14 protein-coding genes are annotated in these 13,389 nt (G+C 70.2%); 6 read left to right on the top strand and 8 right to left on the bottom strand.

Annotated elements, in window-relative coordinates; all coding sequences use genetic code 11:
* Positions 1–92: 92 nt before the first annotated feature.
* Positions 93–1,103, top strand: a complete 1,011-nt coding sequence (locus ACSHXN_RS24025) for an acyl-CoA desaturase (protein WP_355138643.1) — start codon at positions 93–95, stop codon at positions 1,101–1,103.
* A 7-nt stretch (positions 1,104–1,110) separates the two neighbouring features.
* Entirely contained in the window at positions 1,111–1,776 is a 666-nt protein-coding gene (locus tag ACSHXN_RS24020) for a TetR/AcrR family transcriptional regulator (RefSeq protein ID WP_059130705.1), read from the top strand.
* 15 nt (positions 1,777–1,791) lie between these two features.
* Here ACSHXN_RS24020 and ACSHXN_RS24015 read toward each other — a convergent pair whose 3' ends face one another.
* The gene (locus ACSHXN_RS24015; RefSeq protein WP_438303681.1) at positions 1,792–2,178 is read right to left on the bottom strand and encodes a VOC family protein; all 387 of its coding nucleotides are present in this window, start codon (positions 2,176–2,178) and stop codon (positions 1,792–1,794) included.
* A gap of 3 nt (positions 2,179–2,181) precedes the next feature.
* Positions 2,182–2,988, bottom strand: coding sequence for a trans-aconitate 2-methyltransferase (locus tag ACSHXN_RS24010; RefSeq protein ID WP_356110088.1), 807 nt, complete (start codon positions 2,986–2,988; stop codon positions 2,182–2,184).
* Between the two features lie 190 nt (positions 2,989–3,178).
* Here ACSHXN_RS24010 and tamR point away from each other — a divergent pair, with 190 nt between their 5' ends.
* Positions 3,179–3,676: a MarR family transcriptional regulator TamR gene (gene tamR, locus ACSHXN_RS24005; protein ID WP_355138649.1), complete on the top strand. Its 498-nt coding sequence runs from the start codon at positions 3,179–3,181 to the stop codon at positions 3,674–3,676.
* Here tamR and ACSHXN_RS24000 read toward each other — a convergent pair.
* Positions 3,635–4,402, bottom strand: coding sequence for a response regulator transcription factor (locus ACSHXN_RS24000; protein WP_355138651.1), 768 nt, complete (start codon positions 4,400–4,402; stop codon positions 3,635–3,637). The two genes, tamR and ACSHXN_RS24000, sit on opposite strands and share 42 nt — an antisense overlap.
* 251 nt (positions 4,403–4,653) lie before the next feature.
* On the opposite strand from ACSHXN_RS24000, the gene ACSHXN_RS23995 reads away from it, so the two are divergent.
* Positions 4,654–5,160: a GNAT family N-acetyltransferase gene (locus tag ACSHXN_RS23995; protein WP_355138725.1), complete on the top strand. Its 507-nt coding sequence runs from the start codon at positions 4,654–4,656 to the stop codon at positions 5,158–5,160.
* Here the strand turns inward: ACSHXN_RS23995 and galK are convergent.
* From galK to galT, 3 genes are read right to left on the bottom strand one after another with little or no spacing between them, the layout of a single operon-like run.
* On the bottom strand, positions 5,090–6,244 hold the full coding sequence (gene galK, locus ACSHXN_RS23990; protein ID WP_355138653.1) for a galactokinase: 1,155 nt from the start codon (positions 6,242–6,244) through the stop codon (positions 5,090–5,092). The genes ACSHXN_RS23995 and galK overlap by 71 nt on opposite strands.
* Positions 6,245–7,213 carry a UDP-glucose 4-epimerase GalE gene (galE, locus tag ACSHXN_RS23985; protein WP_356292354.1) on the bottom strand — a complete coding sequence of 323 codons (969 nt, stop codon included), beginning with the start codon at positions 7,211–7,213 and terminating at the stop codon, positions 6,245–6,247.
* Positions 7,210–8,286 (bottom strand): galactose-1-phosphate uridylyltransferase, encoded by a 1,077-nt coding sequence (gene galT / locus ACSHXN_RS23980; RefSeq protein ID WP_355138657.1) that lies wholly within the window; start codon positions 8,284–8,286, stop codon positions 7,210–7,212. The genes galE and galT overlap by 4 nt, the downstream gene beginning before the upstream one ends.
* Before the next feature lie 225 nt (positions 8,287–8,511).
* Here galT and ACSHXN_RS23975 point away from each other — a divergent pair, with 225 nt between their 5' ends.
* Both ACSHXN_RS23975 and ACSHXN_RS23970 read left to right on the top strand, forming a co-directional pair.
* On the top strand, positions 8,512–10,191 hold the full coding sequence (locus tag ACSHXN_RS23975; protein WP_356110080.1) for a sodium:solute symporter family protein: 1,680 nt from the start codon (positions 8,512–8,514) through the stop codon (positions 10,189–10,191).
* A gap of 21 nt (positions 10,192–10,212) precedes the next feature.
* The gene (locus ACSHXN_RS23970; RefSeq protein WP_355138661.1) at positions 10,213–10,524 is read left to right on the top strand and encodes a hypothetical protein; all 312 of its coding nucleotides are present in this window, start codon (positions 10,213–10,215) and stop codon (positions 10,522–10,524) included.
* A 135-nt stretch (positions 10,525–10,659) separates the two neighbouring features.
* On the opposite strand, the gene ACSHXN_RS23965 is transcribed toward ACSHXN_RS23970, so the two are convergent.
* Together ACSHXN_RS23965 and ACSHXN_RS23960 are read right to left on the bottom strand one after the other, a co-directional pair.
* Complete coding sequence (locus ACSHXN_RS23965; RefSeq protein ID WP_438303680.1) at positions 10,660–11,367, bottom strand: helix-turn-helix transcriptional regulator; 708 nt, start codon at positions 11,365–11,367, stop codon at positions 10,660–10,662.
* A 281-nt stretch (positions 11,368–11,648) separates the two neighbouring features.
* On the bottom strand, positions 11,649–13,343 hold the full coding sequence (locus ACSHXN_RS23960; protein WP_355138665.1) for an outer membrane protein assembly factor BamB family protein: 1,695 nt from the start codon (positions 13,341–13,343) through the stop codon (positions 11,649–11,651).
* Positions 13,344–13,389 lie beyond the last annotated feature (46 nt).

Below are 13,389 nucleotides of genomic sequence, written 5' to 3'. Positions count from 1 at the left end.
GGAGCCGTAGGGTCTCCCGTCAGATCACGGGAGCACCTTGGGGCCGTAATCCGGGCACCTGCCGCAACCCTCGACCCCACAGGGGACGCCCCATGACCGCACGCTCCGATGTGATGGCAGACGCCACACAGGCGAACGACGACACTCCGCTGCTCTCCGCGACCCTGGGTGGCGAGCAGAAGCGCTCGATCGAGCAGATCGCCCTGCTGGTGTTCATCACCGTCCCGTTCCTGGCGCTCGTCGCGGCGGTGCCGCTGGCCTGGGGCTGGGGAGTGAGCTGGCTCGATCTCGGCCTCATGGTCTTCTTCTACTACCTGGGCTGCCACGGCATCACGATCGGTTTCCACCGTCATTTCACGCACGGTTCGTTCAAGGCCAAGCGGCCTCTGAAGATCGCGCTGGCGATCGCGGGTTCGATGGCCGTGGAGGGCCCTCTGGTGCGCTGGGTGGCGGACCACCGCAAGCACCACAAGTTCTCGGACGCCGAGGGCGACCCGCACTCCCCGTGGCGGTTCGGCGAGACGCTTCCGGCCCTGATGAAGGGCCTGTGGTGGGCGCACATCGGCTGGCTGTTCGACGAGGAGCAGACGCCTCAGGACAAGTACGCGCCGGACCTGATCAAGGACCCGGCCCTGCGGGCCGTCTCCCGGCAGTTCGTGCTGTGGACCGTGGTGTCCCTGGCGCTGCCGCCGCTGATCGGCGGGCTGGTCACGATGTCCTGGTGGGGCGCTTTCACGGCGTTCTTCTGGGGCTCACTCGTCCGGGTGGCGCTGCTGCACCATGTGACCTGGTCGATCAACTCGATCTGCCACGCGGTGGGCAAGCGCCCGTTCAAGTCCCGTGACCGCTCGGGCAACGTGTGGTGGCTGGCGGTCCTGTCCTGCGGCGAGTCGTGGCACAACCTGCACCACGCCGACCCGACGTCCGCCCGGCACGGCGTGGAGCGCGGCCAGCTGGACTCCTCGGCGCGGATCATCCGCTGGTTCGAGCTGCTCGGCTGGGCGTCCGACGTGCGCTGGCCGTCACGCTCGCGTATCGATTCCCGCCGCAGCACGGACGGGAACGGCTCCCGGCGAGGGAAGGCGACCGCCGACGCGGCATGATTGATGCGTGGCGACCGACTCCTCCAGCACCCCCAGCAATGAAAAGCCGCGGCGCCCCCGCCGCACCCGGATGACCGGTGCGGAGCGCCGCCAGCAGTTGCTGGAGATCGGTCGCACGCTCTTCGCCGCCAAGGGTTTCGAGGGCACCTCGGTGGAGGAGATCGCGGCGAAGGCCGGGGTCTCCAAGCCGGTGGTCTACGAGCATTTCGGCGGCAAGGAGGGGCTGTACGCGGTGGTGGTGGACCGCGAGATGCGGCGGCTGCTGGACATGGTGACCGGTTCGCTGACCGCGGGGCATCCCCGTGAGCTGTGCGAGCAGGCGGCCTTCGCGCTCCTCGACTACATCGAGGAGTACACGGACGGTTTCCGCATCCTGGTCCGCGACTCGCCCATCCCGCAGTCGACGGGTTCCTTCGCCTCCCTCATCTCGGACATCGCCACCCAGGTGGAGGACATCCTCGGCCGCGAGTTCAAGAGCCGCGGATTCGACCCCAAGCTGGCCCCGCTCTACGCCCAGGCGCTGGTCGGCATGGTCGCCCTGACCGGGCAGTGGTGGCTGGACGTGCGCCGGCCGAAGAAGGCCGAGGTCGCCGCCCACCTGGTGAACCTGGCGTGGCACGGCCTGGACGGGCTGGAGCCGAAGCCGCGGCTGATAGGTCATCGCAAGAACTGAGGCGGGCCCACCCGGTCACCCGTTGTGGTGATCCTCGCCGGTCGTGACCGGCTCGAGGAACTCCAGCCGGTTGCCCACCGGGTCCTGCGAGTAGAAGCGGCGGTGACCGGGCAGGCCGCCGTCCCAGGTGACCTCGGCGCCCCGCGCCCGCAGCCGGGCCGCGTACGCCTCGATGTCCGTGACCCGCAGACCCGGGTGGGCCTTCCTCGCGGGCCGGAAGCCGCTCTCGATCCCCAGGTGCAGCTGCACCGCGCCCGCCCGGAACCAGCAGCCCCCGCGGGCGGCAAGCGCCGGCGGTTTGGGGACCTCGGTCATGCCGAGGACATCCGTGTAGAACGCCCGCAGCGGGTCCTCGGAGCCCGGCGGGGCGGCGAGCTGGACATGGTCGACGGCGGCGAGCATCCCTCACGCCTCCTTCGTGGCGACGGCGAAGATGCGGCGGAACGGGAACACCGTGCCGTGCACGGTCGCCGGGTACGCCTCCCTGAGGACCGTGCGGTAGTCGGCGAGGAACTCCTGCGCGCCGTCCCCGAGCTCGGTCAGGACCGGCCGCAGTCCGGTGCCCTTCACCCAGTCCAGGACCGGGTCCTCGCCCTGGAGCAGATGCAGGTACGTCGTCTCCCAGACGTCCACCGCGCAGCCGAGATCGGCCAGGCGCTCCAGATAGGCCCCCGGGGTGAGCACGGCGTCGTCGTGGCGCAGTGTGCCGGCCAGACGGTCCTTCCAGCGGGGCGAGTGGGCCAGCTCCCGCATCAGCCGGTGGCTGGGCGAGTCGAAGTTGCCGGGGACCTGGAAGGCGAAGGTGCCGCCGGGAGCGAGGCCCGAGATCCAGTCGGGGAAGCGTGCGGTGTGCCCGGGCACCCATTGCAGGGTGGCGTTGCTGACGATCAGGTCGTACGGCTCCGCGGGCGTCCAGGTGCGGGCGTCGGCCGGGGCGAAGTCGAGACGGCCGCCGCCCGGGGTGGGGCCCTCGTGCTCGGTGTGGGCCTTGTCGAGCATCTCCGGCGAGTTGTCGTAGCCGGTGATGCGCGCGGTGGGCCAGCGGTCGGCGAGCAGGGCGGTGACGTTGCCGGGACCGCAGCCCAGGTCCGCGATGCGCGGCGGGCCGCCGGGCAGATCGGGGACGCGGGCGAGCAGATCGGCGAAGGGGCGGGCGCGGTGGCCGGCGTGGCGCAGGTACTGGCCGGGATCCCAGACGGGGGTGGCGGGCATGACAGGGCCTCCTCACGGTGGGCGGACGGGGCGCGGCGGAGCACCCCTGCTCGGGTGCCCTCGTACGGAGGCGACGCCCCCGTATGACGTCGCCTCCGTACGGACAGCATCCTTGTACCCAAATTATCTCGACGTCAAGAGACTCCACGTCAAGAGACTTCATGTCGACACAACCACTACACTGATCGACATGGAGGACGAGGTCGATCGGCTGGTCGCTGCGTGGCGCCGGGAGCGCCCGGACCTCGACGTGGAACCGCTCGAAGTGCTCAGCCGGGTCAGCAGGCTGGCCCGGCACCTGGACCGCGCACGCCGGCTGGCGTTCGCGGAACACAGTCTCGAGCCCTGGGAGTTCGACGTCCTCACCGCGCTCAGGCGGGCCGGCGGCCCCTACCAGCTCTCGCCCGGCCAGCTGCTGACCCAGACCCTGGTCACCTCCGGCACCATGACCAACCGCATCGACCGCCTGACGAAGAAGGGCCTGGTCGAGCGGCTTCCCGACCCGAGCGACCGCAGGGGTGTGCTGGTGCGCCTGACGGACGAGGGGCGGGACCGGGCCGACCAGGCGCTCGCCGGGCTGCTCGACCAGGAGCGTGCGATCCTGGTCGAGCTGAGCACCGCCCAGCGCAGTGAACTGGCGGCCCTGCTACGCCAGTTGACCGCCCCGTTCGACAACATCCCCGGCTAGGTCGACCGGCCCGACACCGGCGCGCCGGGCGAGGGCCACGGCCGCGAGGGTGGAGTGGACGCCCAGTTTGCCGAGGACGTTCTGCATGTGTGTGCGGACGGTGTGCGGGGAGAGGAACAGCCGCTCGGCGACGGCCTTGCGGCCGAGCCCGGCGACCATGCAGCGCAGCACCTCACGCTCCCGCGGAGTCAGGGACTCCACCAGTCGCTCGCTCTCGGTGCGGTGCTTGCGGGCCGCGGTCAGCTCGCGCAGCACACCGGTGAGCAGGGCGGGCGGCAGATGCGTCTCGTCCCGCAGCACGCCCCGGATGACCGTCAGCAGCCGGGACAGCGAGCAGTCCTTGGCGACCCAGCCGGACGCCCCGGCCTGCAGGGCGAGCGCGGCACGGCGCGGGTCGTCCTTCTCGGCGAGGACGACGGTCCGCACATGGGGCTGGCCGGAACGGACCCCGGCGACCAGGGATATGCCGTCGACGAGTCCGTCCTCGTCGCCCACCTGGACGGGGACCGCCGGGCGCGAGCCCGGGACGGTCCCGCCGAGGTCGGCGTCGACGAGCATCACGTCGAATCTGCGGCCCTCGGCGGCCGCCCGGTCGAGGCAGCGCAGTGCGGCCGGGCCACTGCCCGCCGCGGACACGTCGACGTCGGGCTCGGCCGCCAGGGCGGCGGCGAGCGACTCGGCGAAGATGCGGTGGTCGTCGACGACCAGGACTCGGATGCGGATCACTGAAACCCCCACAGCTCGGGGGACGACCGGCGCAGGTACGGCGCCCGGAATGCTCCCCGGTCATTCACCTGGGACGGAGGCGACGCAGTCGCACGGCCGCCGCCGTGCTGGAACTGCCACCCCCACCCCGGGCGTCGTACCCGACTGTTTCGCCCCCTGATCAGCACCGGCCCCCACCGGCGCTGTTCACAGGGTAGGGCCAGGGACCGGGAGCGGAAGGAAATTTGCAGAACTGGTTGGCCGACGCGTTTATGGTGTGCCGCATGTTTCGTATCGAGACGGAAGTCGACAAGACGCGGCGGGAACTGCTCATCACTCGGCTGCGCGAGACGAACACGGCGGCCTCCCCGATACTGCGCGCACTGCGCGGAACCCCGACCGAACGCGAAGTCCCGCTCCACATATGGGCGTTGGACACGACGGGCGAACTGGCCGGCGGCATGGTCGGGCACACCTGGGCGACGTGGCTGTATGTCGCCTACCTCTGGGTGGACGACCGCCATCGCGGCGCCGGCCTCGGCGGACGGCTGCTGGCCGAGGCGGAGCGCGTTGCGGAAGAGGAGCGCGACTGCACGGCCGCGCGCCTGGAGACCTGGGACTTCCAGGCCCCGGAGTTCTACCGGAAGCAGGGCTACGACGTGGTGTGCGTGATCCCCGACTATCCGCCGGGGATCACGGAGTTCACCCTCACGAAGCGCTTCGGCCGACCCGGTGCGCTCCCGCCGCAGGAACCGCCGGGAACACCCGGGGCGCCGTGAAACCGGCGGCGCCGAACGCCTCCTCGATCGCCTTGGCGACGGTGTCCGCGTCCGAGGCCTCCACCAGGACGATCGCCGAGCCGCCGAAGCCGCCGCCGGTCATCCGGGCGCCGAGCGCGCCGGAGGCGTTCGCCGTGTCGACCACCAGGTCCAGCTCCGGGCAGGAGATGCGCAGGTCGTCCCGCAGGGAGACATGGCCCTCGGTCAGCACGGGCCCGATCGCCCGGACGTCGCCCGCGTCCAGCAGGGCGACGACCCGGTCGACACGGTGGTCGTCCGAGACGACATGGCGCACATAGCGGCGCAGCCGCTCGTCGGACAGGCGCCCGAGCGCGGGCTGAAGGTCCTCGTACGCGATGTCGCGCAGATGCGAGACCCCGAGCTGCCGAGCGCCCTCCTCGCACCCCTCGCGCCGCTCGGCGTACGCCCCGTCGCCCAGCGCGTGCTTGACGCGCGTGTCGACGACCAGCAGGGCGAGGTCCTGTGATGCCAGGTCGAAGGGGATCTGGCGGAGTGACAGATCACGGCAGTCGAGGTGGAGGGCATGCCCCTCGGTGCTGCAGGCCGACGCCATCTGGTCCATGACACCGCACGGCACGCCCACGAAGTCGTTCTCGGCGCGCTGGGCGAGCCTCGCCAGCTCGGGACGGCTCAGGCCGAGGTCGTACAGGTCGTTCAGGGCGAGGGCGGTGACCACTTCGAGCGCCGCCGACGAGGACAGACCGGCACCCGTCGGCACGGTCGAGGACAGATGCAGATCCGCGCCCGTGATCCCGTGCCCCGCCTCGAGCAGCGCCCAGACGACCCCGGCCGGGTAGGCGGCCCAGCCGGTGTCGGTCCGCGGCCGGAGCTCGTCCACACGCAGTTCGACGACCGGGCCCTCGATGTCCGCCGAGTGCAGGCGCAGCACCCCGTCGGTGCGCCGCGAGACCGCCGCGACCGCCGTGTGCGGCAGTGCGAACGGCATCACGAACCCCTCGTTGAAGTCCGTGTACTCGCCGATCAGGTTGACCCGGCCCGGTGCCGCCCAGACGCCCTCGGGAGCCGTCCCGTACAGCTCCTCGAAGCCCTCGCGTACGCCCACCTACTGCTCCCTTGTGATGTTCTGTGCGAACTCCCACGCGTCCGCGACGATGCCCGCGAGATCCGCGCGGGACGGGTTCCAGCCGAGCCGCTCGCGGGCCGTGGCCGCGGAGGCGACCAGGACCGCCGGGTCGCCGCCCCGGCGCGGGGCCACGACCTCCGGGACCGGATGTCCGGTGACCTGGCGCACCGTCTCGACGACCTCGCGCACGGAGAAGCCGTTGCCGTTGCCGAGGTTGCAGATCAGGTGCTCGCCGGCGGTGGCGGCGTCCAGTGCCAGCAGGTGGGCCTCGGCCAGGTCCGCGACGTGGATGTAGTCGCGGACGCAGGTGCCGTCCGGCGTCGGGTAGTCGTCGCCGAAGACCGAGATCGCCTCGCGCCGGCCCTGCGCGACCTGGAGCACGAGCGGGATGAGGTGGGACTCCGGGTCGTGCCGCTCGCCGCAGGAGCCGTACGCGCCCGCCACGTTGAAGTAGCGCAGGGACACGGCGCCCAGACCGTGCGCCGCCGCCTCACCGGTGATCATGTGGTCGACCGCGAGCTTGGAGGCGCCGTAGGGGGAGGTCGGCGCGGTCGGGTCGGTCTCCGTGATCGGGGTGCTGACCGGCTCGCCGTAGGTCGCCGCGGTGGAGGAGAAGACGAGCTTGCGCACACCCGCCTCGCGCATGGCGCCGAGCAGCGCCATGGTGCCGCCCACGTTGTTGTCCCAGTACTTCTCGGGCTTCACGACCGACTCGCCGACCTGCGAGAACGCGGCGAAGTGCAGGACCGCGCCGAAGGAGGGGTCCAGCCACTTGGCGGCATCGCGGATGTCGCCCTCGACGAAGGAAGCACCGGCCGGCACGCCCTCGCGGAAGCCCGTGGAGAGGTTGTCGAGAACGACGACCTCGTGCCCCGCCTCCAGCAGATGCTGCGCGACCACACTGCCCACATAGCCCGCGCCACCGGTGACCAGGTACTTCCCGCTCATGAACTCGCTACCTCTCGCAGTCGCTGGGCCGCGGCTTCCGGCGGCACGTCGTTGATGAACACGTTCATGCCGGACTCGGAACCCGCGAGGAACTTCAGCTTGCCCGAAGTGCGGCGAATGGTGAAAAGCTCGAGGTGGAGGGCGAAGTCGTCCCGTGTCACGCCGTCGAACTCCTCCAGTGTGCCGAACGGCGCCTGGTGCCAGGCGGCGATGTACGGCGTCGGCGACTCCTGCGCTCCCCCCTCGCTGTCGTCGAAGATCCGGTCGAAGCGCCTCAACAGTTCCAGATAGACCTTGGGGAATTCTGTGCGCGCCGCCTCCTCGAGCGCCAGCAGATCGGGGACGCGGCGGCGGGGGTAGAGGTGGACCTCGTAAGGCCAGTGCGCGGCGTAGGGCACGAAGGCCACCCAGTGCTCGCTCCCGAGGACGACCCGCCCGTCGGCGAGTTCGCGTTCGAGGACGGCGTCGAAGAGGTTCTCGCCTCCGGTCGCCTCCTTGTGCGCGGCCAGAGAACGCAGCATCAGGGCGGTGCGGGGCGTGGTGAAGGGGTAGGCGTAGATCTGACCGTGGGGGTGGCCGAGGGTCACACCGATCTCCCGGCCCCGGTTCTCGAAGCAGAACACCTGCTCCACGGCGGGCAGATGGGACAGTTCGGCGGTGCGGTCGGTCCAGGCGTCCAGGACCAGGCGCGCCTGCTCCTCGGTCAGGTCGGCGAAGGAGGCGTTGTGGTCGGAGGTGAAGCAGACGACCTCGCAGCGGCCGGAGTCGCCGGCGAGCGAGGGGAAGCGGTTCTCGAAGACCACCACGTCGTACGAGGAGTCCGGGATCTCGCTGAGCCGCTCGCCCCGGGAGGGGCACAGCGGGCACTCGTCGGCGGGTGGGAGGTAGGTGCGGCCCTGCCGGTGCGAGGCGACGGCGACCGAGTCGCCGAGCAGCACGTCGCGGCGGATCTCGGAGGTCGTGACGGTCCGCTCCAGCGGCCGGCGGTCCACGGCGTCCCGCACGGTGTCGTCGCGCAGGTCGTAGTAGATGAGCTCACGACCGTCGGCCAGACGGGTCGAGGTCTTCTTCACGACACCTTGCCTTTCTGCTGCACTGCCGGACTCGCCGTCCGCACCCGAACGGGCCCGTCATCCGCACCCGTACCACTCTTCAAACATAACTCAACACAACAAACCACAAGCAACCACCAGCGTCAACATCACAATCCAACAAAGCCCATCATCGGAAGTGTTCAGATATCGAACACGACGGCGCATGTTCTGCTCTGATTGGTTCACGCAACGAAGCGAGTACGTATGCAAACCCCCACATATCTCTCCGCCGGGCTCCGACTCCCCACAAACGGGCTCGACTACACGATCCTCGGGATCTACTTCGCCGTCGTCCTCGGCATCGGGCTCGCCGCCCGGCGCTCGGTGAAGACCAGCCTCGACTTCTTCCTGTCCGGGCGCTCACTGCCCGCCTGGATCACGGGTCTGGCGTTCATCTCGGCCAACCTGGCCGCCACCGAGATCCTCGGCATGGCCGCCAACAGCGCCCAGTACGGCGCCTACACCGTCCACTGGTACTGGATCGGCGCCATCCCGGCCATGGTCTTCCTCGGCCTGGTGATGATGCCCTTCTACTACGGCTCCAAGGTCCGCTCGGTCCCCGAGTTCCTGCTGCTCCGCTTCGACAAAGGGGCACACCTTCTGAGTTCGATCCTGTTCGCCTTCGCCGCCATTTTGATCGCAGGCGTGAACCTGTATGCACTGGCGATCGTCGTGGAGGCCCTCCTGGGCTGGCCGCAGTGGGTGGCGATCGTGGTCGCCGGGTTCTTCGTGCTCGCCTACATCACCCTCGGCGGTCTGTCCTCCGCGATCTACAACGAGGTGCTCCAGTTCTTCGTGATCCTGGCGGCCCTCATCCCGATCACCCTGCTGGGCCTGAAGAAGGTCGGCGGCTGGGACGGCCTGACCGACAAGCTCAGCGCGACCCACGGGCATGACTTCGTCACCGCCTGGGGAGGCACCGGAATCGGCCATGCCAACCCGCTCGGCGCCAACTGGCTGACGATCGTCCTCGGCCTCGGATTCGTGCTGTCCTTCGGCTACTGGACGACCAACTTCGCCGAGGTGCAGCGCGCACTGTCCGCGAAGAACCTCTCCGCCGCCCAGCGCACCCCGCTCATCGCCGCGTTCCCGAAGATCTTCATCGTCTTCCTGGTGATGATCCCGGGCCTGGTCGCCGCCGTCCTGGTGCCGAAGATCGGCACCCCCGGCTCGGATCTGCAGTACAACGACGCGATCCCGTACCTGATGCAGGAACTGCTGCCCAACGGCGTCCTCGGCATCGCGGTGACCGGCCTGCTGGCGGCCTTCATGGCCGGCATGGCGGCCAACGTGTCGTCCTTCAACACGGTGTTCACCAACGACATCTGGGCGAAGTACGTGGTCAAGAACCGCGAGGACGCCTACTACGTCAGGTTCGGACGGCTCATCACCGCCATCGGCGTGCTCGCATCGGTAGGCACGGCGTTCCTCGCCTCGTCGTTCTCGAACATCATGAGCTACCTGCAGACGCTGTTCTCCTTCTTCAACGTGCCGATGTTCGTGGTCTTCATCGTCGGCATGTTCTGGAAGCGCGCGTCCGCGAAGTCAGGACTGTGGGGCCTGCTCGCCGGCACGGTCACCGCGATGGTGAACTACTTCGTCATCTACAAGCAGGGCATCATCGGCATCCCCACCGACCAGGGCGCCAACTTCGTCTCCGCGATCGCCGGTTTCGTGGCCGGTGCCGTCGTCATGGTGGCGGTCTCGCTGTTCACCGAACCGAAGCCCGCGGAGAGCCTCCAGGGCCTGGTCTACGGCACCCGCTCCCCCGGCATGGCCGAGGGGCCCGCCGCGGGCGACGACGCCTGGTACCGCAAGCCCGCCCTGCTGGGCTGGGGCGCGGTCGTCCTCGCGGCCGCCTGCTACATCCCGTTCTCGCTCTGACCGCGGGAGGATTGAGAAACCATGTCCGAGTACTCCGAGCGCGACGTCCACCGCGCCGTCACCGACCTCGAGGGCAAGTCCACGACCGCGGCCCGGATCTTCGACCTGCGCCGCATCATCGGCGGCCTGTTCGTGGTCTACGGGATCATCGTCCTGATCGCGGGCTTCACCGCCTCCGACGCGGACATCCGCAAGGCCCAGGGCGTCAACATCAACCTCTGGACCGGCCTGGGCATGCTGCTCCTCGGCCTGTTCTTCCTCGTCTGGCTGAAAGTGCGTCCGACGGTTCCGCCGCTTCCGGAGGCGGCCGAGGACGAGAAGCCTGCGCCATGACGTGCCCCACGGCGGGCGGGCCGTCCGCGGCCTGAGCCGCACCCCGCACCCCGCGCCCCGCGCCCCGCGCCCCGGCAGGAGCGCGGGGTGCCGCCCGGCCGGTCGCGGACGGCGCGCGCGGCCACGGAACCGCGGCTACTGCGGCGCACGGTCCGCCCTGGGCGGACTCGCGTTGTCGAGCGGTCCCGCACGGTCCAGCAGACCCGTGCGGGCCGCGAGGGCCGCCGCCTCCAGACGGGAGCGCACGCCGAGTTTCATCAGCACCCGCTGGACATGGGTGCGGGCCGTGGACGGGGCGATGCCCATGCCGGCCGCGATCAGCCGTGTGTCCTCGCCGTCGGCGACCCGTACCAGGACCTCCACCTCGCGCGGGGTCAGCATCTGCAGCAGGCGCTGCCCCTCGTCGTCGGGCTGCGCCGCCGGATTGAGCAGCTCACTGAAGGCGCCCTGCAGCAACTGCGGCGCGACCGCCGCCTCACCGGCCCGCGCCTTCATGATCGCCCGCTCTACCCCCTCGATGCGCTCGTCGTGCCGCACATATCCCGAGGCACCCGCGGCGAACGCGGCAGCGATCCCGCGCGGGCTGGGCACCGGTCCGAGGACCAGCACCGCCACCTGAGGGCGCTCCCGTTTGATCCGCACCACCGGGTCGAAGACCCCCGGCTCGGCCGGTGTCGCCGTCCCCAGCAGGCACACCTCGGGTGCCCTGGTGATCACCAGTTCCGCCGCGCCCGCGGCCGGCGCGGCCGCGGCGAGCACCCGGTGTCCCCGCAGCTTCAGTGCCGAGGCGAGCGCCTCGGCGAGCAGTCGGTGGTCGTCGACCACCATGAGCCGCACTCCCATCGAGCAACCCCCCAGTCCCCCATGGATGCCCACTACGGATGCCCACCGGCCCGTACGGGCGAAAGCCCCCGCGCACCCCCGCTCTTCATGCCCCCGGAAGCTACACGCTTGTTCGACGTCGCGCGCCCCTACCGGTGAGAAGTGCCCCGGATTGCGGAAATCCCAACCATTCGGAAGGGACGAGAATACGCGTACGGCCCCGCCCTTGAAGTGGGACGGGACCGTACGACCGAGACTCGATCAGATGTCCGGGCCGGTGATCGCGACCACCGGCCGGGCCGTCAGCCGGTGCCGAACGCGACGGCCAGGTAGCGGCCGTCACCCGAGCCCGACAGCTTGTCGGCGAAGACCTGGGCCAGGTAGAGGTGGCCGCTTCGGTAACGGATCTCCGCGTAGTCCGGGGAGAAACGGCTCTCCGCGTTGCGGACCGACTCGGACGAGGGGTTCTCCAGGAGCTCGGTCGGCTTGAACGAGCCGCCGTCGATGCTGACGATCTGGCCGCCCTTGTCGTAGGGCGGGCGCTTGTAGGCGATGATGTTGCCGCCGTCCATGCGCAGCGGGGAGAGGGTGTAGCCGTCGCCCGCGTCCGCGCGCTGACCGTTCAGCTTCCCGGTACCGAGGTCGAAGGCCACGATCTCGTTGGTCTCGCCGTAGCCGCCCGCACTGCCCTCGTGCTCCTTGGTCGGCACATAGACCCTGTCGTTGCCGACGGTGATCTGGGTGCATGCCTCGGTCTGTGTGATCCCGTCGCACCTGGCCGCGTACGTCTTGGCCGGCAGGGAGATCTTGGTGCGCAGCGCGCCGGTCTTGTTGTCGATGGAGAACAGGTCCGAGATACCGCTGCCGGCCGCGGAGTCGCCGACGTCCGCGGCGACCACGAGCGGGTCCGTCGACACCACGCTGGCGTACTCGATGCCGGTCGCCATCCTGTAGTCGGACTTCACCTGCCCGGACTTCGGGTCGATGGTCTGGATGTGCAGCTGCCGGGCGCCGTACTGACCGCACTTGCGGACGGCGACCAGGGCCGGACCGCCGCCGTAACCCGCGTCGTAGCAGGTGTCGCCCGGCTTCGGGCTCCACAGCGTGCGGCCGGTGGCCAGGTCGAAGGCCGCTCCGCCCGAGGTACTGCCCAGGGCGACCGTGTTCCCGCTCTGCGTGATGTTGCCGAAGGAGATCTTGTCGTCACCGGCCTTGGCGGAACCGGTCCACAGCTTCCTGCCCGCGCTCAGGTCGATGGCGGCGACCTCGGTGCAGCCGTAGGACGGCTTGTCCTTCGTCGGCATCCCCGACTGGTAGAGGATCGCCGTGCGGTCGTCCTCGCTGGTGTAGCGGCTCACCGCGCACACCGGGCCGGGGAGCTTGATGGTCCACAACTTGGTGCCCTTGTCGGGGTCGTAGCCGTCGATCTCGGCCACCCCGCTCTTCACATACGCCTTGTCGGTGGCCCAGGAGCCCGCGACCTGGACGCTGGAGTCGTTCTTCACCACCGGCATCGGCAGCTGGAACAGCACCTTGGCTGCGGTGTCGGCCGGGGCCTTCTCCTCGGCGCCGCCGGAACCGGAGTCGCCGGTGGGGCCCTTGTCGTCCTTGCCGCCGTCGGACGCGGAGTTTCCGCCCTTGTCACCGCTCCGGTCGTGCGCGTACCAGACACCGCCGCCGATGATCAGTGCGATGGCGGCGACCGCCGCGACGATGATCCAGACCTGGGCGGACAGCCCCGAGCGGCCGCCGCCCTGCGGGGCCTGCGCCCCGAGTGGAACGGTCGGCGCGGAGCCGTAGGGCTGCTGGTTCGGGTAGCCGTAGCCGGGCTGCTGCGGCGGGTTCGGCGCCTGCGGGTAGCCGTACCCGGGGCCCTGCGCCGGCGGCGGAGGGGTCTGAGGCGGGGGCGGGGTGCCGAAACCGCCCGGCGGCGGGTCCTGCGGGGCGCCGAAACCGCCCGGTGGCGGCTGGTTCGGGGGCGGAGGCGGCTGGCTCATGAAGGGGTACCTCGAGGGACGGAAGAGTGGTGGGCAGGGACGGAGG

Origin of the sequence: Streptomyces sp. HUAS TT11 (assembly GCF_051553595.1) — a bacterium.
In the GTDB taxonomy this organism is placed as follows: Bacteria; Actinomycetota; Actinomycetes; order Streptomycetales; family Streptomycetaceae; genus Streptomyces.
The sequence above is the reverse complement of the archived record's forward strand: the minus strand, read 5'-3'. Positions and strand labels throughout refer to the sequence as shown.